Raw genomic sequence first — 22,306 nt, 5'->3', positions numbered from 1 at the left:
CCTCAATTGTTCAAAATCACCTTCTGGCCTTCCTTAAGTCCCTTGCGGATCTCCACTTCGGTCGCGGATACGATACCTTTCTCCACGTCGATCTCCTTCCGGCTTTCCCCTTCGAGCACCTGGACGTAATCGCGCCCGAGGTACGATCTCAGACCAACTTTAGGGATAACCAGCACGTTCTCGCGCTTTTCCGTCACGATCGTAATGTCCGCATTGTTGCCGATCGTCACCTCCGGGGGAAGGTCGGTCACGCTGATGACGACCGATTTCGCATTCTTATCGGCAATCGCCTTCACATCGGATTGCGGGGCCGTCGACGGTATCTGCACCACCTTGCCCTTCAGAGGCTTGTTCTTGAACTTCACGTCCACTTCCATCCCGATTTGAATGCCAGTCAGATCATTGATGTTGCCGAACTCATAAACAAGCTTCATTGTCTTCGGATCCGATACTGTCACGAGCTGCTTGTAAGCAACGACTAGATCGCCCTGCTTAATGGGATCGATGTAGGTGACAATGCCGTTTACCGTTGAGATCAGCTTGGATTTGTCCTGCTGCAGCCGAAGCTGATCGAGCGCCACCTGCTCCTTCTCCGCGTCAAGGACTTTGAGCCGGATCGCCATCGCGTCCCCTCGCTTCTCATCCTTGGTTTGCTCCAGAATAATCTGCGACTTCTCCAGCGCGATTTGCTGCTGCCGGATGCGGCTCTGCAGATCGCCCGTATCAATCTCTGCGATGACGTCCCCTTCCTTCACTGCGGAGCCGAGGGATACGTTCATCGAAGCCAATCTCCCTCCGGAATCGGAGAAATAAAGGTACTGCAGCCGGTCCGAAGCAAACGTCCCGACGCCGCTGACTTGCTTCGAAATCGTGCCCCGCTTGACCTCGTACAGCTCGAAATTCTCCTTCACCGGCTTCACGAGCGGAGGCTTCAGCGCCTCTTCCTCCTTGGGCAGCAGTCCGCATCCCGGCAGAAGCAAGGCTGCGGCCGCGAGCCAAGCCCATGGCTTCCACAACAAATTCGAATTACTCTTCTTCCACAATGCGACCATCCTCCAATGCAAACACCTGATCGACAATTTCCATAATCGCCGGATCGTGCGTCGTCAAAATAATCGTCATCCCTTCACCTTGCACCAGATCCTTAAACACCTTCATCACCTGCAGCCCCATTCGGCTGTCGAGCTCGGCCGTAGGCTCGTCCGCCAGCAAAAGCGAAGGCCGGTGCGCAATCGCCCGCGCAATCGCCGTACGCTGCTGCTCGCCGCCTGACATCTCGAACGGTCTATGCTTCATCCGCGCCTTCAAGCCGACGAACTCCAGCGCCTGCTCCGCCGCCTGACGGCGTTCGCTAGCCGGTATTCCGGCGATGCGCAGTCCGAATTCCACATTCTCGTAAGCGGACATGAACGGCACAAGGGCGAAGGATTGAAAGATCAGTCCCAAGTCTTTCCGTCTCAGCTCGTTGCGCTGCCGGTCGGTCCAGCTCGTAATGTCCTTTCCTTTAAAATAAATCGCCCCTTCCGTCGGCCGATCCAGCGAACCCAGCATGTTGAGCAGCGTCGTCTTGCCGGAGCCGGATCTGCCCTTCAAGGCTACCAGTCTTCCGGAAGCGATAGACAGGTCCGCACCGCGCAGAGCGTGTACCGCTCCGCTTCCCTTGCCGAAGGTCCGGGTGATGCCCCTAGCCTGGATAATCGGCTCCGGCTCTTCCGCCATACGCGAGGGCATTTCCAGCATAAGCCTCATCCGCCTTTCTGTTATGTAAGCGTTCTCTATTAAATGTAATCTTTTTCCACAAATAATAATAGACACCTTTTTGTTCGAAAAAGGTGTCCGTTTGTTAGATTATCCAATTACCCTGTGACAACGAAGTCAAATCAAAGGCTCATCTAAAGGCGGCGTTCGCAAGATCGGCTGCTCCTGATCCCCAGACGGAGGAGACTCCGGAGTAACTTCGTCCCGTTTCAAATGCTTCTTCTTCCATTCCTCGAATTTGCTGGGATCGATTCCCAAGCTTATAATGATCTCTTCACAGCTTACCCTGAGCATGGTAGTGTTAGCTCTCCCCTCGGCATTCGGCGCAAAACTCCCGTGGTTCGGTTGCACTACTCGCTCCGTCAAATCCAAGTGCCCAGATACGGATTTGATTTCATCGCTCTCCAATCGTAATTACGATCATAGAGCAATTTCAATCGAATATCTGTGAAGCGTACCACAAAACAGGCTAATTTTAGCAATTCTTTAGATAATGCTGCTACCGCTTAGGGATTCTGCATACTCCTTCGGAGTACATCCCTCAAGCCGCTTGAACGTTTTGGCAAACGCTTTGGCGTCGCTGAAGCCGACCGCCCCGGCAATCTCGTAAACCTTGCTCCCGGAGCCCCGAAGCAGCCTTTTGGCCGCTTGCATACGGATGCGCGTCAACGCCTCGGACAATGATTCTCCCGTCTCCTTGCTGTACAAATCGCTGATATAGCTGCGGCTGAGACGGACATGCTCCGCGATATCGATCGTGCTGATCGGCAAATGATAGTTTTCCTGCATGTAGTCCCACGCTTTCCGGACAAAAGGGCTGCGTTGTCCCGTTCCTCCCCCGGTGTCTGCAGCTGGCAGGCCTGCCAGCCGCTCGAACGCTTCATGGAACCAGGTGGAGAGCGACTGGAATTCCAGCTGCCGTTCCGTGGTGCCCGGCGAGAGTACATACCGTTCGAATTCGTCCAGCAAGGCGCCTTCGTGACGCTGTCTCATCATGGCCGCAGCCAGCCGGAGCAGCTCCTGCAAATAGGCGACGGCCTCCTCCGGCTGCGGTCTCGACTCTTGGAGCACCCGGGTAACCTCCCGCGCGCCGTAAGTCATCCCTTCGCGGTTGCCCCCCGCTGCAGCCTGCAGTAAATGATGCTTGGCTTCGGAAGGCCACGCCGGCGATTGCCGCATGTCGTCCTTGAGGAATGCCGAACCGTAGAAATAACGGCTCCATTCTTCCTCATGCCGCTCTAAAGACGATCTTAATTCCGCCATGCACCGGATGCTGGTTTGCGCATGCAACCAGTAATCCGTACCTTCCGTCAAGCCAACACGGGAAAGCCGAAGACGGACCCGTTCAATCGGCTCGGGTTCGAATATCCGCCCGTCTCCCGAGTTTGGCTCGGCGCATAAGCTGTCAGGGGCCTCATGGTAGAGCAGCAGCAGCTTTCTTGAGCTCCGCCACAGCCACAATACGGAGCCCGGCCAGCCTTCCTCCGCCGGATCATGCCGGAGCTCCGTGCCGAAATAGATCATAAGACTACAGCAGCAGGACCCTTCGCTCACACCAGAGATTCCTTCCTCGTCCGGCAGCGGCTCTCCCGATTCGAGCATGCCGCGCAGCTTAAGTCCGAGCTGCATAGGCTTGGACTGCTCGAGCTGCTGCTGCCAGACTTGCCTCTCCCGCTTCTCCCTACGCTGCGATAGAAGCGAAGCTTTCGTCTCGAGCAAAATTCGGCCGAGCTCCTCAGGCTCCATCGTCGGCTTCAGCACATAATCGCGGGCACCCAGCTTCATCGCTTCCTTGACATATTGAAAGTCGTCCAAGCAGCTGAGCACGACGACGGCGGTTTCCGGCGCCTCGCCCTGCAGCCTGCGCACCAGCTCCAGCCCGTCCATGCGCGGCATCAAGATATCCGTAATTACGATATCGACGCCTCCGGCGCGTATCGCTTCCATCGCTTCCACGCCGTCTTCCGCTTCGCCGTACCATTCCAGGCCGATCGCAGCCCAATCGATCATCGTCCGAAGCACTCGGCGAATGATGGGCTCGTCGTCCACTACAAGCACTTTCATCCTCTCAACCTCCGTTCATATGCATCGGCAGGGTTAAGCGTACCGTTGTGCCTTCTCCCGGCTTGCTGGCCATATGCATATTGTAACCGGGACCGTAATACAGCCGAATTTTCTCCCGGATATGCTTCAGCCCGATGCCGCTCATCCGTTCCCGCATCCGGCTGCCTTCGGACGCCTCATCTCCTTGCCGCTCGGGCGCCATCCCTAATCCGTTATCCTCGACGTGGCACAAGAGCAGTTGCCGCGGCATATCAAGCCCGATCCGAACCGAAATGATCCCCTCCCGCTTGGCCGGTTCAATCCCGTGTACGATGGCGTTCTCTACCAGCGGCTGAAGGAGCAGACAAGGGAGAAGACAGCGTCCCGCTTCCGGTTCCATCTCGCATTTCAAGACGATTTTATCGCCGTAACGAAACCGTTGAATCTCCATATAATCCTGAAGAAGACCGATCTCCTCGCGAACCTCGATGAAATCCCCTTTCTTGCCGAGACTCGCTTGCAGCAGCCTTACGAGCGCCGTAACCGCTTCTGCGATGAGCGGCGTCCGGTTGAGCTTGGCCACCCATTTGATCGTATTCAGCGTATTGTACAAGAAATGCGGATTCAGCTGGTATCGAAGCGCTTCCAACTCCGCTTCCTTCTTGAGCGCTTCCTCACGTTTGACCTGACGGATCAGCTCCTCAAGCCGGTTTAGCATTTGATTGTAGCTTTCCGCCAGCGCCTCCACCTCCACAATGCTCTTACCGACCCAATACGCATTCCAATCCCCGGACTCCGCCCGTTTCATCAGTGCGCGCAGCTTGCCGAGGGGAGCGGCAAAGGTCCGTCTGTACAGCAGCGCCCCCGAGGCGGCCACCAGAGAAGACATGAGCAATGCAATGAGGGAGGTCCAAAGCACATTCCGGCGATCGGCCAGCGGGTTTACCGGCTCAACCTCCGCTGTCAGCGTCCATGCGGCCTGCGAAAGTCCGAGCTGCGTCACTAGCGCGATCTTTCCATTGTCCGAACCGCCATTCGCCGCAGATTCTACGTTCGGCAAGCCGTTTGTCCTCTCTTGACCCCCGTCATGCCTATAAATGACCGCACCGTTCGAATCCGTCAAATCAAAGCGCAAGTGCGGATCCGTTGGAAACGCTTCCTTCAACCAATACGAAGGATTCAACGAAACCGATACGACGCCGGCAATTACATTATTGCTCCGGTCGAGCAGCGGCGCAGCGTAGACGAGCTCCTGTGGGCTCTGCGTTCCATCCCCCGGCATGGCCGCCAGCATCAGCACTCCCCTGTCCGAACGAGAGAGAGCAGGAAGGCTGAAGAAGCTAAGCGGACGGCTGTCCGGGGACGGCTTGTTGCAGATGGCTGATTTCGTAGAGATGTGGCTTAAACAAAGTTCGTTGATAAAGGGAAACTGGCTTGTCTGCTGCTTTATAAGCGTTTCAACGTGCTCTTTCATGGACGCTGCTTCTCCGCCCTCGCGGGCAAAGCCGCTTTCCGCGTAGCGCCGAACGGCATAATCTCCGGAAAGCGCGCGCACGATCCGGTCGAGTTCGGCGACGGTCTGCTCCACTTGCTTGACGGTGTAAGCTTGCCATATCCTGCCTTGACGTTCCGCTTCCTGCCGCAGCTGGCTTTCCGAACGCGCATAGAGGAAGGTTAAAGAACCCGCCAGCGCCGTGATCCATGTTAGTCCCAGAAACATGAACATACGTATCATTGCGTCGTTAATCCCCTGCCGCTCTGCCGCAATGTGCAAAAACCCGCGGGCTTCGGATGTCCACGGGTTTTTGAAGCTGCGGTATGTATTTTGTCGCTACGCCGTCGGCGCTCCGGCTTTATCCAGAGCCTGAGCGGAAATATCGTCTTTGAATTTCGTCATGCAATTGCATAGGAAATCTTTCCGGCAAATCGGGCAAGGCTCCTTCAGCAGACGGTTAATGTGGGTCGGCACCGGCTTTCCGGACGCATCCGTTTCATAAATGACCCGGCATACCGTACGATCTTTAAGCTGGGCTACAATTTCAAACAATCCGTTCTTCGGATTGTGGCTCACGATCTTGGCATCGATGACCTGAGGTTGATATGCCATGGTGTGCACCTCTTTTCTGGTGATGGTATTGCGGACGTACTGTATATAGAATGATATCGTTTTTTAGTAATCGCCGTCAAGCAGGTTTCCTTTTGCTGCCGGAGATGCAGCCTTTATCGAAGCGTCCGCCGGACAGCGAACCGGACCTTATCCGGCAAGCCGGCCGGCGGAGCGTCAAGACCGGCCTTCACAGCCCAACCTGGTAGTTTCCCATGAACATGGGAACTTAGCCGTTTCGATGCGCCTTTCGTTTCTTGCGGGCTTCATAACGTTCCTCCGCGGTATCGAATAGCGCCCTCTCCTCAGGCGTCTCCGGAAATACAGGAGGTACCGGCGTCGGCTTCCCATCCTCGTCCAGCGCGACAAAGGTCAGGAAGGAGGTCGCCGTCGTTTTTCGTTCGCCGGTGGACAAATTCTCCGACTCCACCTTTACATAGACCTCCATGGAGCTGCGATGCGTCCAGGATACGAACGCCTCCAGCAGCAGCGCTTCCCCGACTTTAACGGGAGCAAGGAAGTCCAGACTGTCGCTGGATGCCGTGACGACGCCCTTGCGGGAGTGGCGCATCGAAGCGATGGTCGCTATTTTGTCGACATATTTCATGACAACCCCGCCGAACAACGTTCCATGGTAATTCGTATCCGAAGGAAAAATAATATCGGTCATAATGCTGCGCGACGCGCTAACCGGTTTCGGTTCCATATCAAGAAGCCTCCTGCTGTCCGTTTATACTCTTGTTATTGTCCGTACTCGATATATAGCGACGAAGCGGCCTTACGCACCAGCGCTCTCGCTTCCTCCACCGTATCGGCCGAGCTCAAAGCAACGGCCATCCGGCGGCCGATTTTGGTCTCCGGCTTTCCGAATACCCGTACTTGGGTTTGGGGCAGCGCCAAGGCCTCGTTGATTCCTCCGATCCGGAAATGCGGCGTCTCGCGGTCCGCCTTCAGCGTATAAGATGCGGCCGGGGTCAAGAGACGTATGGAAGGAATCGGGAAGCCAAGGATCGCCCTCACATGCAGCGCGAATTCGGACAAATCCTGCGAAGCCATCGTTACCATGCCGGTATCGTGCGGACGCGGGCTGACTTCGCTAAAGATGACCTTGTCCGGCGCCAAGAACAACTCCACGCCATATATGCCGGCTCCGCCGAGCGCTTCGGTGATTGCGCCCGCGATGCGGCGGGCCTCCTCCAGCTGCCGCTCGCTCATCTGATGCGGCTGCCAGGATTCGATATAATCGCCGTCCTTCTGGATATGGCCGATCGGCGCGCAATAGCTCGTTCCCGTAACGGAACGCACCGTCAGCAGCGTAATCTCCGAATCGAAGCGGATGAATTCTTCGACGATAACGCGGGTTTGTTTGGCGCGGCCGCCTTCCAGCGCCGTATTCCAAGAGGACTCTACCTCCTCCGGGGTCCGGCAGACGCTCTGGCCTTTGCCGGAGGAGCTCATGATCGGCTTGATTACGCAGGGCGTACCGATCTCGGCAACGGCGCGCCGAAGCTCTTCCAAGCTGTCGGCAAAAGCGTACTTCGCCGTCGGAAGGCCGAGCGTCTCCGCCGCCAGCCGGCGGATTCCCTCGCGGTCCATCGTCAGCCTTGCCGCGGTTGCAGTCGGCACGACGCGATAGCCCTCCTGCTCGAGCTCAACCAGCGTCTGAGTTGCGATCGCTTCGATCTCCGGCACGATCAGATCCGGCTTCTCCTGCTCGATCAGACTGCGCAATGCCATGCCGTCCAGCATGTTGATGACATAGGAGCGATGAGCCACCTGCATGGCCGGCGCATCCGCATACCGGTCAACGGCGATCGTCTCGACCCCGAGCCGCTGTGCTTCGATGACCACTTCCTTGCCCAGCTCTCCCGAGCCGAGCAGCATCATTTTTTTGGCCTGAGCCGATAATGGCGAACCGTACATATCCTATTCTCCCCCTAAAAGTAAAAAATAACTAACGCTGCAGCCGCTTCAGCAGCAGCCGCCTCAAGATCGGCGCCAGCTGCGGGCCTAGCTCTGACACCTCAGGTACAAGTACCGTGCCGCGGCCGTACAGGTTGCGCATGGCGATGCTGTCCGTATCGCGGATAGGTCCGCCACTGCCGAGGAACAGGCTGATCACGTCGATTCCCTTGCGCCGTGCGCTCAGCACGGCTTCGGACGTATCGACGATGCCCTCTTCATGATAATCCGAGGCCGAAGGTTCCCCGTCGGTGAAAACGAGCAGTACCTTCTGCCGTTCGGGTCGGCGCAGGAGCCGCGAGGCCATCTCTGAGATCGCGTACCCGTCCCGGTTGTCCTGCTCGGGCTGAAGCCGGAGAATGGCGGGTCCGATTCGCCCGGAGAAGCAGCGGCTGTAATCCGTGACGACATGAAACACATTCGGCACGGCTTCTGACGTAACCTGGTCGGCGTCCTCCCAGAAGCCGACAATTTCATGCGGCACGCGGAGCGATCTCAGCGTCTCGTGAAACAATGTAACGCCGAGATGCACCTGCTCCATCTTGTCGTACATCGATGCCGAGCAGTCGATCAGCAGGGCGATCGCCGCATCGGGCTCCCGCTCCGGCTCGCGTTTCTTCTCGAATACGCGGGGCAGCGGCTCCCAGGCCGCCTGGTACAGCTTGCGTCCGAGCCGGCCCGCGGGCAGGCCGCTGCGGGCTTCCGTCCGCCGCTGCTCGAGCGTCAGACGGATCGTCCGCTGCAGCGGCTTCACCATCGGAGCGGCCGCCCGGACGAGAGCGCGGTAACGCGCCAGCTCGTCCGCGTCTTCGGCGGGCTTCGCTTCCCGCCACTCCGCATGCACCTTGCGATGCAGCGGAGATCCGGCAGAGCCGCCATGCCCGCCGGGCGGGCTGCCGAGACGCTGGCGCCGCTCGTCCGCGTCCCCTTGTTCCTGACGGTCTGCCGCTCCCGAAGCGCCTTGGACGATCCCGAGCGCCTGATCGCCCGCATCTCCCTCCCGCACGTGGTCTCCGATGCGGGAGCTGACGCCGCCCTGCTCAATGTCGAAGCGCAGGAGGCTGTCTTCCCGCTTCTCGGTGTCCCGGTGCCAGGCAGGAAGGCGCTCGCCCTGCTCCGGCCGTTCCTCCGCCGGCGATTCCTCCCTTGAGCCCTTCGGCTTATGCTTGCGCGTCCTTTTCAATTCGCCGATATAAGATAAAGGAAACGCTTCACCCGAACCGGAGCCGGGGCCGATGGCGAAATAAACGCTTCGGCAATCGCTAAGGTCTGCCTGATCCCATCCCGTTAGCCATGCCCGGCACAGCTCGGCCGCTTCCGCTGTCGTTTCAAGCCTCTGTACGAGGCCCGGAAACGCCTTCACCCGCTCCGTTTTCTCCTGCTGCAGGCCAGCCGCAAGACAAGCCGACTCGAGCGTGGCTTCCGCTTCCTGCAGCCCTTCTCCCCCGGGAAGCGCGCAGCAGTAGGCCGCCAGCGCGCAGAGCAGCGCGTCCGCCCGTTCTTGCCGTCCCCCGTGCATTGCGGCTTTCGCGGCATAATACACTCCGTACCGCCTGCGGCGCACTTCAAAAGCCCGGAGCATGCCGGGTCTGCGCCGCGTACAAATGTATTCTAGCCGATATTCCTCTCCCAGCGCAAACCATTGTTTGGCAAGCTCCGGCTGCGGGGCTTCCTTGTCCGTCCATGCCAAATAAGTCCGGATGGCCTCGGCGTCCGAATACCAGGCGCTGCCCAGCGTACGGAGGTAGATGTCCGCCTTCATGCCGCTCATGGCGGTTTCCGGATCATAATCTTTCCAGAATGCGCTGACGCCTACGGCAGGCACATTGGCGTCATAATAAGCAAGATAAGAAAATTCCAGCTTCAACTCGCGTTCCCCGCTGAAGGCTCTTGCCAAATCGGTCAGCTGCATCCGCTGAAGCGAATCCACTTCATTTTCCAAAAAGCGCACGCCGCCCATTCCTCCCTTAAGCGCTAGAACAGCGTTTCCGCCAGGTTAGCCGCCAGCGCGCGCTCGCGTTCGTCCTCCAGCTTGTCCGTAATGGCCATGCGGATGGCCCTCAGCGGCTCCATATAAGCCGCCAAATCGCAGGCATCGAGCAGCGCCCGGACGGAGCCCGCTTCTTCGGCCAGCTGGCCCGACCTGATCTGCTCCTGAAGGTCGGCGGACAGCTGTACGAACCGGTCCAGCAAAAGCCCGTCCTTGAGCCGGGATTGCTCCCACAGCAGCTGCCGGAGCCGGGCTCCCCCAAGATAGGGGACTTCGATGACGACGAACCGGTTCCGGAGCGCTTCATTCATCGGCACGGTGCCGACATAGCCGATATTGACGGCCGCGATGACGCCAAAGCCTTCCGACGCTTGGACCCGCTCCCCGGTAAACGGGTTCGTCAAGGTGCGGCGATGATCCAATACGCCGTTAATGAGCGGCAGCGTCTCGGGCTTCGCCATATTGATCTCGTCAATATATAAGAAATGACCCTGCTTCATCGCCTTGACGATCGGCCCGGGGATATATTCGATGACGGATTGACCGTTTTTCAGCGCAAGCGTTTTGAATCCCACCAACCCTTCGGCGTCGAGATCGACCGAGCAGTTGACGGCGTAAAGCGGCTGGGCGAACAGCCAAGACAGCGTCTCTGCCAACTTTGTTTTCCCCGAACCGGTAGGTCCTTGCAGAAGCACATTTTTACCGAGAGACAAAGCCAGCACGGCATCCGCCAAGGCATCGGCTTCCGAAGCCACATAACCGCCGCTGCCGATCAAAGCGAAGGCTTCGTCTTCCAGCGACTCCAGTCTACGGCTTCGCCTTTCAAGCACCATACGGGCTAATGCCTCCGGCAGCAATGCGGTCAGCTGCTCTTCTGCGCTATGATGATCATTCGTTAGCATGAGACAACTATTTCTCCTCTTTTTTGACGTATATCGCAGTTATACTGTACTTCGGCGGATTTTTCAAGAACAAAGCCATACGGTAACGAAGCGAAATCGAAGTTTAGGCCTGTATGACTTGAACAAGACATCAACAAGTTATATAATAGTTTATAACTTACTATTTGTAAGTATATAGAAACAAAAAAGCTTACTTTTGACAAGTAACTTATGTTAAAATAAAGGCAGAAGAGGTGATAGCCATGGCAGACCATCTGCATCAAATGTGTCCGAAGTTCGAGGCGGCCTTTGAAATACTGGGGAAACGTTGGACGGGATTGATCATTCGCGGACTTCTGGAAGGACCCCGCCGATTCAAGGATATATCCGAGATGATTCCCGGTATGAGCGACCGCATGCTGGCTGAACGGTTCAAGGAGCTTGAAGCCTGCGGTTTGATAGTAAGGCATGTATATCCGGAAACGCCGGTTCGCATCGAATACGAGCTGACCGCCAAAGGGAAAGCGCTGCAGCCGGTCATGGATGCGGTTCAGAATTGGGGAGAAGCGTGGGTCTGATCACCGGCCCGCGGTTTTTTTTGAATAAGGCCGAAATCCCGCTTATTCGTAATACAGGACTTCGGCCAATTGCGTTACGGGATACAGAAACATGCGTTTGCCGCATTCCGGGCATTTCATCGCAAATTCCTGATCCGTCAAGCTGTTCGCGTACATACAAAAAGAAAAGGACGATTCATGGTTGATCGTCCTAATGACATCCTTATGCGCGACATAATCGCAGCCATAAGTGCTGCAGCAAGCTCTGACTTTGTAGCAGCTGTTCACGGCCGGAACACCCCTTTTGGAGAATCATACCGCAGCGGCGGCTGACTTTAGGTATGCCCATTTTCCGCGAAAGCTATGTATATGGGTATGGCTCTTTAATGGAGGGGAACGGCGTTTTTCCGGCGAAGCGATTGGCTCCGCATGGCCTGCAGGATCAGCTCGTCGAGCTCCATACTTTTTTTCATTACGGGAGGGTCTGTTAGAGCATAGCCTTGATCGTTGACCAAATCGTTCAGATCTTGGATGCATCCTCGAATTTGGTTCTGCAGTTTATCGTTCAAAAGCATATTGACTTCCCCCATTCGTGCTTAATGACGAACAAATAGTGCTTAAGTGGGATATGCGATCACTTGTACATCAGCCTAATTTCCGTTACAGTTATAAATACCCGGATCGTTAAAAAGGGAATCATCCCCAGTTTCAATATTCATTATGAATCCGAACTATTTAAAAAGTTGCAAGGTCTGGTTTATTTTCCATGAAATTTCCTAACATTTTTCTAACATTTGGGGTGTCAGACCATGTCGAAAGTATTGCTGATTGAGGATGATCAAAGCATCGCGGATATGATATCCATTTATTTGGGGGAAGAACATTATTCGGTCTTGTGCGCATCCGACGGTCAGCAGGGAAAGCAAATGTTCGGCGAGCAGGAGCCGGATGTCGTCATTCTGGATCTCATGCTTCCGGATACGAACGGAATCGAGCTGTGCAAGTACTTCCGATCCTTTTCCTCGGTACCGATCATGATCGTGTCCGCTAAGAATGAAGTGTCCGAACGCGTGAACGCGCTGACGATCGGCGCGGATGATTATTTATGCAAGCCTTTCAGCATGAGGGAGCTGGCTGCGCGGACGAATGCTTTGCTTCGGCGCTCCGCTATGCAGGGTGCTGCAAAATCGTCGGAGCCGGCTGCGGAGGGCCCCAAGGATATTCATCTGGACCTGGAGAAACGATGTATTTATGTGCACCGTCAGCCGGTCGAAACGACTTACTCAGAGTTTGAAATTATGCGAAATTTCTGGCTGCATCCGGGCAAGGTGTTCTCCAGGGAAGAACTGCTGAACAAAATCCGGGGTATCGATTCCTTCGTGACGGAGCGTTCCGTTGATGTTCATATCACGAATCTCCGAAAGAAAATCGAAGCGGATCCGAAGGAGCCTAAATATATTAAGACCGTATGGGGCGTCGGGTATAAATTTGAAATATGATCGCAGGTAAGGATACAATCGACGGCAATAATCGCAAAGAACTCCTTTGTTGTCAAAGGAGTTCTTTGTGAGTTGATAAGAATTTATAAGTTTTCGTACTTATAGCTTCGCATCAACCTTGGTAAACGCGCTGGTCCTTGTAAGACAAGGACGGCGTAGCCGTTTATCCTGGATTCATGGCATGGGGCTCGAAAGTTCGCTGCAGCATAAGAACCGCCTTGCATGACGGTGTGGACGCATCGCATTAGTCGACCGTATTATTTGCGGGTATTGACATCGTTTGGAAACACGCGTTGAACCATCGTATTGAATTCGTTGAAGTAATCGGAGAACGATCCGCGCTCCCGCTCTTCTTTGGCATAGAACCGGATACGCTGCACAAAGTTCGGATTTGCCGAAACGTAAACCCGCTGCAGCCCGGTATGCGCACGATCGCCGACCACCTTCGTAATTTCCGCCGTTTTACCGTCCGTCAGTCCTCCCGGATCCGTCCAGTTAACGCGGGTCGCCCCTTTGTCCGTGCCGAACAAGCCGATACCGCCTTTGGATGTAATCGGATAGTTCATCATATCCGGATCGGCTTCCGTCTCGGCCGCATGCCCGTCCATCACTACCGCCACGTAACCGTTCACTTCCGTCAGCAGGACGGTCGCTTCCTTCACACCTGGAACCTGCTTTACCCGCTCCGCAAGGGCCGGGTCGAACGCCATCGTTTTACTCAGATGCCGGTTTGTCATATCCAGCGGGGCAGCGGCCTCGGGACTCTGAGCTTGACGATTCCCCTTCTGTTCATCCGCCCACCTTTGCTTGATTCCAAGCGACGGGTCCTCGTTGTTGCGCGAATCCCGGTCGTACAAGGCATGCTGTCGGTGATCCTCCAGCCCTCCGCCCGGAGGGCTGGCCTGCGGCTTATTGCCCGCGCAAGCTCCCAGCAGCAGTAGTCCGCCTACCGCTCCGATGAGAGCCGTTTTTCCTACCCAGGTGTTCGTGATCATCTTCTCGTCGCTCCCTTTGCTTGTGCGTTGGTGAGTCTCTACGTTAGGATGATTCCTCCCAGGGAAAATATGCGCAGGGCGGCAGGGCAGCTTAAGAAAAACTTCTTATCGAAGTCGTTCCGATTAGCCGGTCCGTTAGCTAAAAAAGAAGCCGCACCCGGCAAAAAGCCGGATGCGGCTGGTTTAACGACTTAAGAATCCTGCTCGCGCTTGCCGTTCGTCCGTTCGAACAGCCGCTTGATCGCTTCCTCGGAGTAATCGCCTTCCTCTCGAAAACGGGCAAGCTCTTCGGTGATACGGATGGCGGCGGCCATGTCCTCTTCCTCCTCCGCCACGTAAGACGGGTCAAACCAAACGTAATCCCCTTCCGGGCCGTTCCGCAGAAAAGGCTTCGTCCAATGCTGAGGATATAGGAACGGCTCGTCATTGAACAACAAACCGAGTACCTCGTCGTTATCGATCGGCATCAGATGGTGGAACACCTCGGCCTCCCCTGCTCCGGGTCCGACCGCCGCGAAATTGCGGTGCAAGTAAGCATAGTGCAAATAATGCTCGCCGGTCAGCCGATCCTTGGCAATCTCATATTGCTCATGCTCTTCTTGCTGTAACGGGCGGATGGTTTGCAGCCGCTCCTGCAGCGACTCGGACGAAACCGTCTTGCTTTCTTGCCATGATGCGCTCATTTCCTATCCTCCTCATCTTATCGATTCAATTCGGCACGAGGACTTTCCTGGAGCCGGATTGATCGCCGCGGCAGCCGCCATTTGTAGGTGACGGACAGCATCCGCAGCATGATGATCGCTACGAACAGGGCGGGCAGCTGCCAAGTCCCCTCGGCCCAATGGAGACCGACGGCAAGTCCGGCCAACATCCCCCAGATGGCATAAATTTCATCGCGAAGCACGAGAGGCTTACGGCCTGCCAACACGTCGCGGATGATGCCTCCGCCGATCCCCGTCAGCATGGCCGCTACGATCACCGCACTGAGCGGCACCTTCATTTGCGTCGCATACAGCGCCCCTTGAATGGAGAAGGCCGAGAGCCCGATCGCGTCAAAAAGCGCTTCCCATGTCTTCCAGCGACGTATCCAGCTGACAGGCACGATAAAGACCAGGAAAGCCGCGATCATCGCCGTCTTCAAGTATAATCCTTGCCCCCAAAGCGTCGTAACCGGAATGCCGATGAGCAGATTCCGCACTACGCCGCCTCCGAAAGCCGTGACCAGAGCAAGTACGAACACGCCCAGAATGTCGTATTCCTCCTCCATGGCCACCACGGCTCCAGATACGGCGAAGGCAATCGTCCCAATGATGCTGAAAAATTGCAGGTTGAGTTCCAGTAACGAGTCCATTTTTCGCTTACAAACTCCAATCCAGCGTTACCGCTTGGCCCGTGCGGGACGATTCGTAGATCGCTTCCAGCACCAGGCTGTTGGTAAGCCCCGACATCGCGGAAGTTAAAGGCTCCTTGCCCCCCCGGATGCACTCGATAAAATGGCGGCTCATGCGAACGCGGGAGCCTTCGTCCACTGACGGAACCGTCAGCTCGATATCGGCCGTACGGTCGAACACTTCCTTATGCAGCTTGCCTTTCCCCGCGCGCAGCGAAGCTCCGCCTTCGGAGCCCATCAAATAAATATAGGGCTGATTATCGATAAAATCCGTATTCGCGGCCCAGCTGACGTCAAGCGACAGTGTGCTGCCGTTGTCCATCTTGATCAGCGCCGTGGCCAAGTCCTCCACGTCGTAAAGCCCGTTCCAATCCGGCTTGCCCCAGGTGCCGATGCCGCGCTTCTTCGGTCCGAATTCGGCGTAGGTTGTGCCGAAGACGGAAACCGGCTTCGCGCCGCCCATCAAGTGAAGCGACAGGTCGAGCATATGCACGCCGATGTCGATCAGCGGGCCTCCTCCCGATTTATTCATTTGGGTAAACCACGTTCCCCAGCCCGGGATGCCCTTGCGGCGCATCCAGCCGGTTTTCACATTGTAAATGTGGCCTAAAGCGCCCTTCTCGATTTGTTCTTTCACTTGAAGGTTTAACGGCTCCCAGCGCATCTGATGCGCCATCATGAGCACCCGCTGCGATTTCAGGAACGCACGTACAATGTCCTTGGCGGAAGCGGCGTTAAACGCCATCGGCTTCTCCAACAGCACGTGCTTGCCCGACTCCAGCGCTTCGATTGCGATCGGCGCATGCATCTCGTTCGGTACGGCAACGACGACCGCGTCGATCTGGGAATCGGCCAGCATCGCCTTGTAATTCTCGTGCACGACGGGAATGCCGTGCTCCTTTGCGCGGCTTTGCGCAAGCTCCGGGAAGGCATCCGTGACTGCGACGACGGTGCATTCATCCAGCTTCTTGAATTCTTTCATGTGAACATTGCCGATGTTGCCTGCGCCAATGATGCCGATGCGTACTTTTTCATTGGAAACCATGGGTACGTTACCTCCGATATCCGGAACAGCCGGATGCTAGAATGGTTGCTGATGCTGTTGCTTCATCTATCAATGATTGCAGCTTAACGCTTACAAAATGCCCATGTCTTTTGCCTTCTGCGCGGCTTCCTTGCTGCTCTTGCCCCCGAGCTTCTTCAGGATGCTCCCGACGTGCACCTTGATCGTCCGGATCGAAACGACGAACTTGTCGGCGATCTGCGTTTGCGTGTGGCCTTTCTCGATCAGGTCGAGCACCTGAAACTCGGTCGGCGTCAGCAAATTCCGCAGCTCCTTCACCCGCACGTCCTGCTCCAGCTGCCTCAGCCTGCGAAACTCGTCGCGCATGGCAGCGGCTACGCTCGGGTGGATGGCGCTGCGGTTCGCATAGGCATTGCGGACGGCAGCGGGAATGTCGTTATAATTGGATTTCACCATATAGTCGACCGCCCCGGCCTGGAACGCTTCGAAGATGACGTCCTTCTCTTCCATGGATGACAGCATGATGACCCGCGCGCCGCTGCATTTGACGATCTCGGCGGCCGCCCAAAGCCCTTCCGGGTTATCGGCCATCATAATATCCATCAGGACGACGTCCGCTTCCAGCTTCTCGAGCAGCTCAACCGCTTCTTGTCCCCGCGACGCTTGACCGACGACGTCGATGTCCGGCTCCTTGCGCAAATAGCTTTGCAGCCCGCGCAGCCAATCCGGATCGTCCTCGACGATCACTACGCGGATCGGAGTAGGTTCTTGTACCATTTTACACGAGCTCCCTTCCGATGGGCAGTCGTTTCTTTTTGGGAAATTGAATGAATACGCTGGTGCCCTGACCCGGTTTGCTGTGGATGTTCATCGTCCCCTTGTGCTTCTGTATAATATTATAACAGTAAGACAAGCCCAAGCCGAAGTTCAATTTTTTACCGTGCTTGGTCGTATAGAACGGATCGAATACCTGCTTCAACTGCCGTTTGCTCATGCCCTCGCCCGTATCCTTGATCTCTACTACGCGGCTGCGCTTCGTTTCCGTCAAACGCACCGTGAGCGTCCCGCCGCCCGGCATCGCCTCCGCCGCATTCGTCAGCACATTCGTGAACACTTCCGCCAATTGCGCGCGGTCTCCAACCATATCTCCCTCACAGGCAAAATACGCACTAACCTCGATACCCGTCATCACAGGAGCCAGCGCCCGGATGCACTCGCTTAGCACCTCACCCAGCCTTAACGGCTCCAAGCGAAGCTCCGATTCCTGCGTCTGTCCTTGGATACGGGAGATCATCTCGTAAATGTGCTGCGATGTGTTCATGATGACGTCGATATCCGACGCGAGCTCCCCGGGATCGCTTTGGCCGGACTGGACGTCGGACTTCACCTTTTCGCTGAACAGCCGGATTTTGCCCACATCATTCTTGATGGCGTGATTCAAAATCGCCGTTCCGGAAGTTATGGCGCGGAGCGTATAATCCAGCCGCTGGTTCCGGATCGAAATTTGCAGTCCCATGAAACCGTAACGGAAGCTGGAGCCGATGATCACGGCCAGCGTGAAAGCGATGACCCAGGCGTTGTAACGCCACCACTCATACAGCCCGAAGAAGGTCGGAAGCAAATACAAAGTGAACAAGGCAAAGCAAAGCGTCGGCACCGCCGCCATCACGGTGAACATGCGGCTCCGCTTCAAATACGAATTCCGTTCCTTCGTCAGCGCCATAAGGAGAAGACAGACGCCTCCCGCAATATAAGGCGCAGCCCAGCACGTGACATACCGGTAAGGAATCGGTTCCCCGGCTCTCGGCTCGAAAGCCAGAGACAGCAGTACGGGAATCAGAAGGAGCCATGGAAGCAGGCTTCTTCGCGTCCATTTCTGGTAGTTCGGATAATACACGATGGCAAACATAAGGAACGTATAAGGCAAGCCATAATAACAGACAAGCGAGCTGATCGTCTCCAGCTCCCCGAGCAGCCTTGTGGCAGGCTCGGACATCCAACCGCGAGCGGACAGCAGCGGATTCAAATCGTCGTGAATGACCGCCGACAACCCTCCGGAGCCTCCGGTGAAAGCGATGCTGCTGATCCACCGGGTAGTGGGGCGCTTCAGGTCCGTAAGCAAGAGCAGCAGCCCGATCGTCCATAATCCGACGAGCACGAACAGCATCGCCAGCGATCTCCTCTCGTTCGGGTTCGCTCCCGGTTACAGCGAATACTCCTTCGTTAACTGCTCCAGCTCCTGCTTGCACCTTGAAGCCCACCTGGCCGTCCGGTCCATCAGCTCCAGCTCGGAGGCCAATGCTTCCTTCAGCGAAGCCGTATAATCGGGAACTTCACCGTGATAAGGGCGGATCGTATTCAGCGGCATCAGCGCGATCTCGCGGTAGGCCAGCGCGCGCCGCTGATGGAAAAAGCCGACATCGGGGTCCATCGGATTGTGCAGATCGCCTTGCGTCGGATGCTTAACGACGGCGAGAATCTGAACCGCCGCTTTAACGGCCGAAGGCGCTTCCGCGATTTCGCCGATGTATTCGCCGGTTTTGTAGGAAGCGCGTACCCGCATCCCTACGGTAAACATTTGCTCTTGCATCGAACTCACTCCTTGTATACGTGAATGGGGAAACGTCCGGACCGGATCAGCGGGAGCCTCCGTTCATCCAGGACAGCACTTCATCCACGCCTCCCAGACGGTAACGCTTGCCGCGAATGATGCCGCGCTCCAGCTTGATCAGGCATGGGATGCTCTCGATTTGCCACCAGCCTGTCAGCTTGGGGGCGAAATGAATGTTGATTTTGCCGATGCACCGCTCCGGATGAATCGCCGAAATGATCTCCAGCATGCGAAGCCCGACCTTGCATGTACCGCAGAAGGGGGTGTAAAAGTAAAGGTACCATACGCCGGAGCTATCGGTTCCTTCCGGCGCCGCAGCGCCTTCTCCCGTGCGTGCAAGCACCTCGGCCTGCGTCCATTCCTGCAGCGGCATGACCCATGCTCCTCTCGAAGTTAGCGTTAGATATTGCTTCTGTAGGGGTAAACCATTAGAATGGAAACATACGTTACAGGGAAGGTGTTACCAATCATGACGGAATCCGATTCCAATCAAAACCATGCAGAAGAACAAAGCGAAACCCGCAAAGTGAGCCTGGCCGATGCGATCAAGAATAAGCTCGCTCAGAAGAAACAAGCGCAGAAGGACGGCAACAATGGCGCCCAGCAGCGGGCGGGCAGCAGCGCGGTCATGAAAAGCCAGAACAATAAAAAGCCGAACAATCAGCGCCGCCGCACCGGCGGAAGCTAAGGCGGCTTCAAGCGGAAAAGAAGGATGAGCGTCTTCCCTGCCCGGGAAGGCGTCTCATCCTTTTTTCTATCTGCTTGCAGGATCAGCCGGACGCTGCGAGCCCGTCTTAGGCGTACTGCGCTTCGCGCTGCTTCCGGATGTCTTCGCTCGCCAGGTATTCGTCGTACGTGATGACTTTATCGATCAGACCGCTTGGAGTCAGCTCAATGATCCGGTTCGCGATCGTCTGAACGAACTGATGGTCATGCGACACGAACAGCATCGTGCCGTCGAAATCGATCAAACCGTTGTTAAGCGCGGTAATCGATTCGAGGTCCAAGTGGTTCGTCGGCTCGTCAAGCATCAATACGTTAGCGCCGCTCATCATCATCTTCGAGAGCATGCACCGAACCTTCTCGCCCCCGGACAGGACGCTGGCCTTCTTCAGCGCTTCTTCGCCGGAGAACAACATGCGGCCAAGGAAACCGCGCAAGTAAGATTCATCCTGCTCCTTGGAATACTGGCGCAGCCAATCCACAAGGTTCATGTCCGTGTTGAAATATTCCGAGTTGTCCTTCGGGAAATAAGCCTGCGTCGTTGTAATGCCCCAAGCGAATTCGCCTTCGTCCGCTTCCAGCTCCCCGGCGAGAATTTGGAAAAGCGTCGACTTGGCGATCCCGTTCGGGCCGACAAGGGCGATTTTATCGCCTTTATTGACGACGAAGCTGACGTTGTTCAGCACCTTTTGTCCGTCGACGGTTTTGCTGATCCGGTCAACGGTCAATAGTTGCTTGCCTGCTTCGCGCTCCGGATTGAATTTGATGAACGGATATTTCCGCGTCGAAGGCTTAATGTCTTCCAGCGTAAGCTTCTCAAGTGTCTTCTTCCGGGATGTCGCCTGCTTCGATTTAGAAGCATTCGCGCTGAATCGCGCGATGAACGCCTCCAGCTCTTTGCGCTTTTCTTCGATCTTCTTGTTCTGCTCGCGCATGAGCTTCGTCGCCAGCTGGCTGGACTCGTACCAGAAGTCATAGTTGCCGACATACATTTGAATTTTGCCGAAGTCGATATCCGCGATATGCGTGCAAACCTGGTTCAGGAAGTGACGGTCATGGGATACGACGATGACGGTGCCTTCGTATTTCGCAAGGAAATTCTCGAGCCAATTGATCGATTCGATGTTCAAATGGTTCGTCGGCTCGTCAAGCAGCAGAATGTTCGGCGTACCGAATAACGCTTGCGCCAGCAGAACGCGCACCTTCTGATTGCCGTCTAGCTCTTTCATCTTCAGGTCGTGCAGATCCTTCGAAATGCCGAGACCGATGAGCAGCTCCGCGGCGTCCGATTCCGCCTGCCAGCCGTCCAGCTCCTGGAACTCGCCTTCCAGCTCGGCCGCGCGCATGCCGTCCTCCTCGGAGAAATCGGACTTCGCGTAGATAGCGTCTTTTTCCTCCATGATCTGGAAGAGACGGGCATGACCTTTAATCACAGTCTTCAGCACTTCCACTTCTTCGTATTGGAAGTGATCCTGCTTCAGCACCGCCATCCGCTCTCCGGGAGTGATGCTCACTTCGCCTTTATTCGGCTCGAGCTCGCCGGATAAAATTTTCAGGAAGGTCGATTTCCCAGCGCCGTTGGCACCGATCAGACCGTAGCAGTTGCCCGGCGTAAATTTGATGTTGACGTCTTCGAAAAGCGCCCGCTTGCCATACCTCAGCGAAACATTAGAAACCGTAATCATTCGATTGAAAACCTGCCTTTTATATAAATTCGATGGATTCCTTCGCTTCCAAACGTAAATTATACCATAAATCCGGTAAATTTCCCACCGGGATTCGTTCATGCCGCATTACTTGGCATAAGTAATCGCTTGACGGCCCATTTGCTCCCAAGCCGCCTGGAAGTCGGTCCGCTCCGCCCGCTCGTCCTCGCCCAGCGGATCGTTGAAGTATACATACTCATCGTCAAAGCCGGTAATGAGCACGGAATGCTCCTGGTACGTAATATCGAGCATCCCTTCCGGCGTAACCCAGGTCTCGAACTGGTCGTCGTCCAGCTCCTGATACTGCATGTTCACGATGACCCATACCGGTGCGCCGGCTTGAAGCAGACGCAGGACGTCGTCGAACTCGGCTCCGGTAGCGTCGACGACTCTTCCGGGCAAGTACCGCTCCGCCAGCTCCTTCACCGGCCCATGATAAACGCCTAAGCCTGGCTCTTGGAAGGTCGCAATATCGCCGACGAAGCCGGTGTTCGGATTGCCGAAATGAATCATATGGTCGACGATTTCAAAAGGGGTCTCATCCTTCTTGACCTCCTCCGCGAGCGTCATCTTGTCGGCATCGACGCCGGCCTGCTGCAGCAGCATCGCCAGGCTCGTCACTTCGCAGCCCCGTTCCAGCTCCGGCATCTGGTATATGAGCGGCGCTTCGATATGCCGCTCTGCCTGCAAAGGCTCCTCAGACCATAAAGTGCTTCCCAGCTTCTTGAAGTCGATACGCGCGCCGGATTTGTTCTTCGCCGCCTCGAGCGCTTCCTTCAAGTTATTGAAGCTTCCGAGACGGCGGCCTTCCTTCACAACCAGGTAGGGTGCGGACGGCGATTCCTCCGTCCCCTCGTCCGTCTGGATCGATGTCGGGGTGGCGGCCGGAAATGGAGCGGACGCAGCCGTCGGCACGTTCGGATATCCGGCAGACGCCTTGGTATCATGGACAATCGTACACCCAGGCAGCACGCCTCCGGCGATGACCATGCACCCGGCGCCGTAAACGATTGGTTTCATCCAAACGGGTACGCTGCTCCTTGCGGTTTCCCCTCTCATCCGC

At 56.1% G+C, this 22,306-nt stretch carries 25 protein-coding genes and 1 riboswitch; of the genes, 3 read left to right on the top strand and 22 right to left on the bottom strand.

The window, feature by feature from the left end; all coding sequences use genetic code 11:
* Nucleotides 1–2 precede the first annotated feature (2 nt).
* The 10 genes from O9H85_RS26625 to O9H85_RS26580 form a co-directional block, all read right to left on the bottom strand.
* A complete protein-coding gene (locus O9H85_RS26625; protein ID WP_269884441.1) occupies nt 3–1,043 on the bottom strand; it encodes an efflux RND transporter periplasmic adaptor subunit in 1,041 nt (346 codons plus the stop codon).
* The gene (locus O9H85_RS26620) at nt 1,027–1,740 is read right to left on the bottom strand and encodes an ABC transporter ATP-binding protein (protein WP_409348208.1); all 714 of its coding nucleotides are present in this window, start codon (nt 1,738–1,740) and stop codon (nt 1,027–1,029) included. The genes O9H85_RS26625 and O9H85_RS26620 overlap by 17 nt, the downstream gene beginning before the upstream one ends.
* A 135-nt stretch (nt 1,741–1,875) precedes the next feature.
* Nucleotides 1,876–2,052 (bottom strand): hypothetical protein, encoded by a 177-nt coding sequence (locus tag O9H85_RS26615; RefSeq protein WP_269884439.1) that lies wholly within the window; start codon nt 2,050–2,052, stop codon nt 1,876–1,878.
* A 38-nt stretch (nt 2,053–2,090) separates the two neighbouring features.
* Nucleotides 2,091–2,172, bottom strand: a riboswitch (cyclic di-GMP riboswitch).
* Between the two features lie 72 nt (nt 2,173–2,244).
* Nucleotides 2,245–3,822 (bottom strand): response regulator, encoded by a 1,578-nt coding sequence (locus O9H85_RS26610; RefSeq protein WP_269884438.1) that lies wholly within the window; start codon nt 3,820–3,822, stop codon nt 2,245–2,247.
* A gap of 4 nt (nt 3,823–3,826) precedes the next feature.
* Nucleotides 3,827–5,536 (bottom strand): sensor histidine kinase, encoded by a 1,710-nt coding sequence (locus O9H85_RS26605; protein ID WP_269884437.1) that lies wholly within the window; start codon nt 5,534–5,536, stop codon nt 3,827–3,829.
* A 96-nt stretch (nt 5,537–5,632) separates the two neighbouring features.
* The gene (locus tag O9H85_RS26600) at nt 5,633–5,908 is read right to left on the bottom strand and encodes a hypothetical protein (protein ID WP_269884436.1); all 276 of its coding nucleotides are present in this window, start codon (nt 5,906–5,908) and stop codon (nt 5,633–5,635) included.
* 226 nt (nt 5,909–6,134) lie between these two features.
* A complete protein-coding gene (locus O9H85_RS26595; protein ID WP_269884435.1) occupies nt 6,135–6,611 on the bottom strand; it encodes an acyl-CoA thioesterase in 477 nt (158 codons plus the stop codon).
* Between the two features lie 35 nt (nt 6,612–6,646).
* Entirely contained in the window at nt 6,647–7,828 is a 1,182-nt protein-coding gene (gene purT, locus O9H85_RS26590; RefSeq protein ID WP_269884434.1) for a formate-dependent phosphoribosylglycinamide formyltransferase, read from the bottom strand.
* 31 nt (nt 7,829–7,859) lie between these two features.
* A complete protein-coding gene (locus O9H85_RS26585; protein ID WP_269884433.1) occupies nt 7,860–9,818 on the bottom strand; it encodes a nitric oxide reductase activation protein NorD in 1,959 nt (652 codons plus the stop codon).
* 23 nt (nt 9,819–9,841) lie between these two features.
* On the bottom strand, nt 9,842–10,690 hold the full coding sequence (locus O9H85_RS26580) for an ATP-binding protein (RefSeq protein WP_269884545.1): 849 nt from the start codon (nt 10,688–10,690) through the stop codon (nt 9,842–9,844).
* 311 nt (nt 10,691–11,001) lie between these two features.
* Between O9H85_RS26580 and O9H85_RS26575 the strand changes: the two genes are divergently transcribed.
* Nucleotides 11,002–11,316, top strand: coding sequence for a winged helix-turn-helix transcriptional regulator (locus tag O9H85_RS26575; RefSeq protein WP_269884432.1), 315 nt, complete (start codon nt 11,002–11,004; stop codon nt 11,314–11,316).
* A gap of 42 nt (nt 11,317–11,358) precedes the next feature.
* Here O9H85_RS26575 and O9H85_RS26570 read toward each other — a convergent pair whose 3' ends face one another.
* Both O9H85_RS26570 and O9H85_RS26565 read right to left on the bottom strand, forming a co-directional pair.
* Entirely contained in the window at nt 11,359–11,583 is a 225-nt protein-coding gene (locus tag O9H85_RS26570) for a hypothetical protein (RefSeq protein ID WP_269884431.1), read from the bottom strand.
* 95 nt (nt 11,584–11,678) lie between these two features.
* Nucleotides 11,679–11,870, bottom strand: a complete 192-nt coding sequence (locus O9H85_RS26565) for an aspartyl-phosphate phosphatase Spo0E family protein (RefSeq protein WP_269884430.1) — start codon at nt 11,868–11,870, stop codon at nt 11,679–11,681.
* Nucleotides 11,871–12,104: 234 nt separating this feature from the next.
* Between O9H85_RS26565 and O9H85_RS26560 the strand changes: the two genes are divergently transcribed.
* Nucleotides 12,105–12,794: a response regulator transcription factor gene (locus O9H85_RS26560; RefSeq protein ID WP_269884429.1), complete on the top strand. Its 690-nt coding sequence runs from the start codon at nt 12,105–12,107 to the stop codon at nt 12,792–12,794.
* Between the two features lie 257 nt (nt 12,795–13,051).
* On the opposite strand, the gene O9H85_RS26555 is transcribed toward O9H85_RS26560, so the two are convergent.
* From O9H85_RS26555 to O9H85_RS26520, 8 genes are all read right to left on the bottom strand, one after another.
* Nucleotides 13,052–13,789 carry a YhcN/YlaJ family sporulation lipoprotein gene (locus O9H85_RS26555; protein ID WP_269884428.1) on the bottom strand — a complete coding sequence of 246 codons (738 nt, stop codon included), beginning with the start codon at nt 13,787–13,789 and terminating at the stop codon, nt 13,052–13,054.
* Between the two features lie 191 nt (nt 13,790–13,980).
* Nucleotides 13,981–14,472, bottom strand: a complete 492-nt coding sequence (locus O9H85_RS26550) for a hypothetical protein (RefSeq protein WP_269884427.1) — start codon at nt 14,470–14,472, stop codon at nt 13,981–13,983.
* A 17-nt stretch (nt 14,473–14,489) separates the two neighbouring features.
* A complete protein-coding gene (locus O9H85_RS26545; RefSeq protein WP_269884426.1) occupies nt 14,490–15,140 on the bottom strand; it encodes a trimeric intracellular cation channel family protein in 651 nt (216 codons plus the stop codon).
* Between the two features lie 7 nt (nt 15,141–15,147).
* Nucleotides 15,148–16,224, bottom strand: coding sequence for a Gfo/Idh/MocA family protein (locus O9H85_RS26540; RefSeq protein WP_269884425.1), 1,077 nt, complete (start codon nt 16,222–16,224; stop codon nt 15,148–15,150).
* A gap of 90 nt (nt 16,225–16,314) precedes the next feature.
* The gene (locus tag O9H85_RS26535; protein ID WP_269884424.1) at nt 16,315–16,980 is read right to left on the bottom strand and encodes a response regulator; all 666 of its coding nucleotides are present in this window, start codon (nt 16,978–16,980) and stop codon (nt 16,315–16,317) included.
* Between the two features lies 1 nt (nt 16,981).
* Nucleotides 16,982–18,370 (bottom strand): sensor histidine kinase, encoded by a 1,389-nt coding sequence (locus tag O9H85_RS26530; RefSeq protein ID WP_269884423.1) that lies wholly within the window; start codon nt 18,368–18,370, stop codon nt 16,982–16,984.
* 36 nt (nt 18,371–18,406) lie between these two features.
* Nucleotides 18,407–18,793 (bottom strand): kinase-associated lipoprotein B, encoded by a 387-nt coding sequence (locus tag O9H85_RS26525; protein ID WP_269884422.1) that lies wholly within the window; start codon nt 18,791–18,793, stop codon nt 18,407–18,409.
* 46 nt (nt 18,794–18,839) lie between these two features.
* On the bottom strand, nt 18,840–19,187 hold the full coding sequence (locus tag O9H85_RS26520) for a thioredoxin family protein (protein ID WP_269884421.1): 348 nt from the start codon (nt 19,185–19,187) through the stop codon (nt 18,840–18,842).
* 96 nt (nt 19,188–19,283) lie between these two features.
* Here O9H85_RS26520 and O9H85_RS26515 point away from each other — a divergent pair, with 96 nt between their 5' ends.
* Nucleotides 19,284–19,502, top strand: coding sequence for a hypothetical protein (locus O9H85_RS26515; RefSeq protein WP_269884420.1), 219 nt, complete (start codon nt 19,284–19,286; stop codon nt 19,500–19,502).
* A gap of 106 nt (nt 19,503–19,608) precedes the next feature.
* Here the strand turns inward: O9H85_RS26515 and O9H85_RS26510 are convergent, their stop codons facing one another.
* Both O9H85_RS26510 and O9H85_RS26505 read right to left on the bottom strand, forming a co-directional pair.
* Entirely contained in the window at nt 19,609–21,222 is a 1,614-nt protein-coding gene (locus tag O9H85_RS26510) for an ABC-F family ATP-binding cassette domain-containing protein (RefSeq protein ID WP_269884419.1), read from the bottom strand.
* A gap of 108 nt (nt 21,223–21,330) precedes the next feature.
* Nucleotides 21,331–22,302, bottom strand: a complete 972-nt coding sequence (locus O9H85_RS26505; RefSeq protein ID WP_269884418.1) for a C39 family peptidase — start codon at nt 22,300–22,302, stop codon at nt 21,331–21,333.
* Between the last annotated feature and the right edge of the window lie 4 nt (nt 22,303–22,306).

This window comes from Paenibacillus gyeongsangnamensis, from assembly GCF_027533625.1.
Taxonomy (GTDB): Bacteria; Bacillota; Bacilli; order Paenibacillales; family NBRC-103111; genus Paenibacillus_G; species Paenibacillus_G gyeongsangnamensis.
This window is presented reverse-complemented; position numbering and strand designations above follow the sequence as displayed.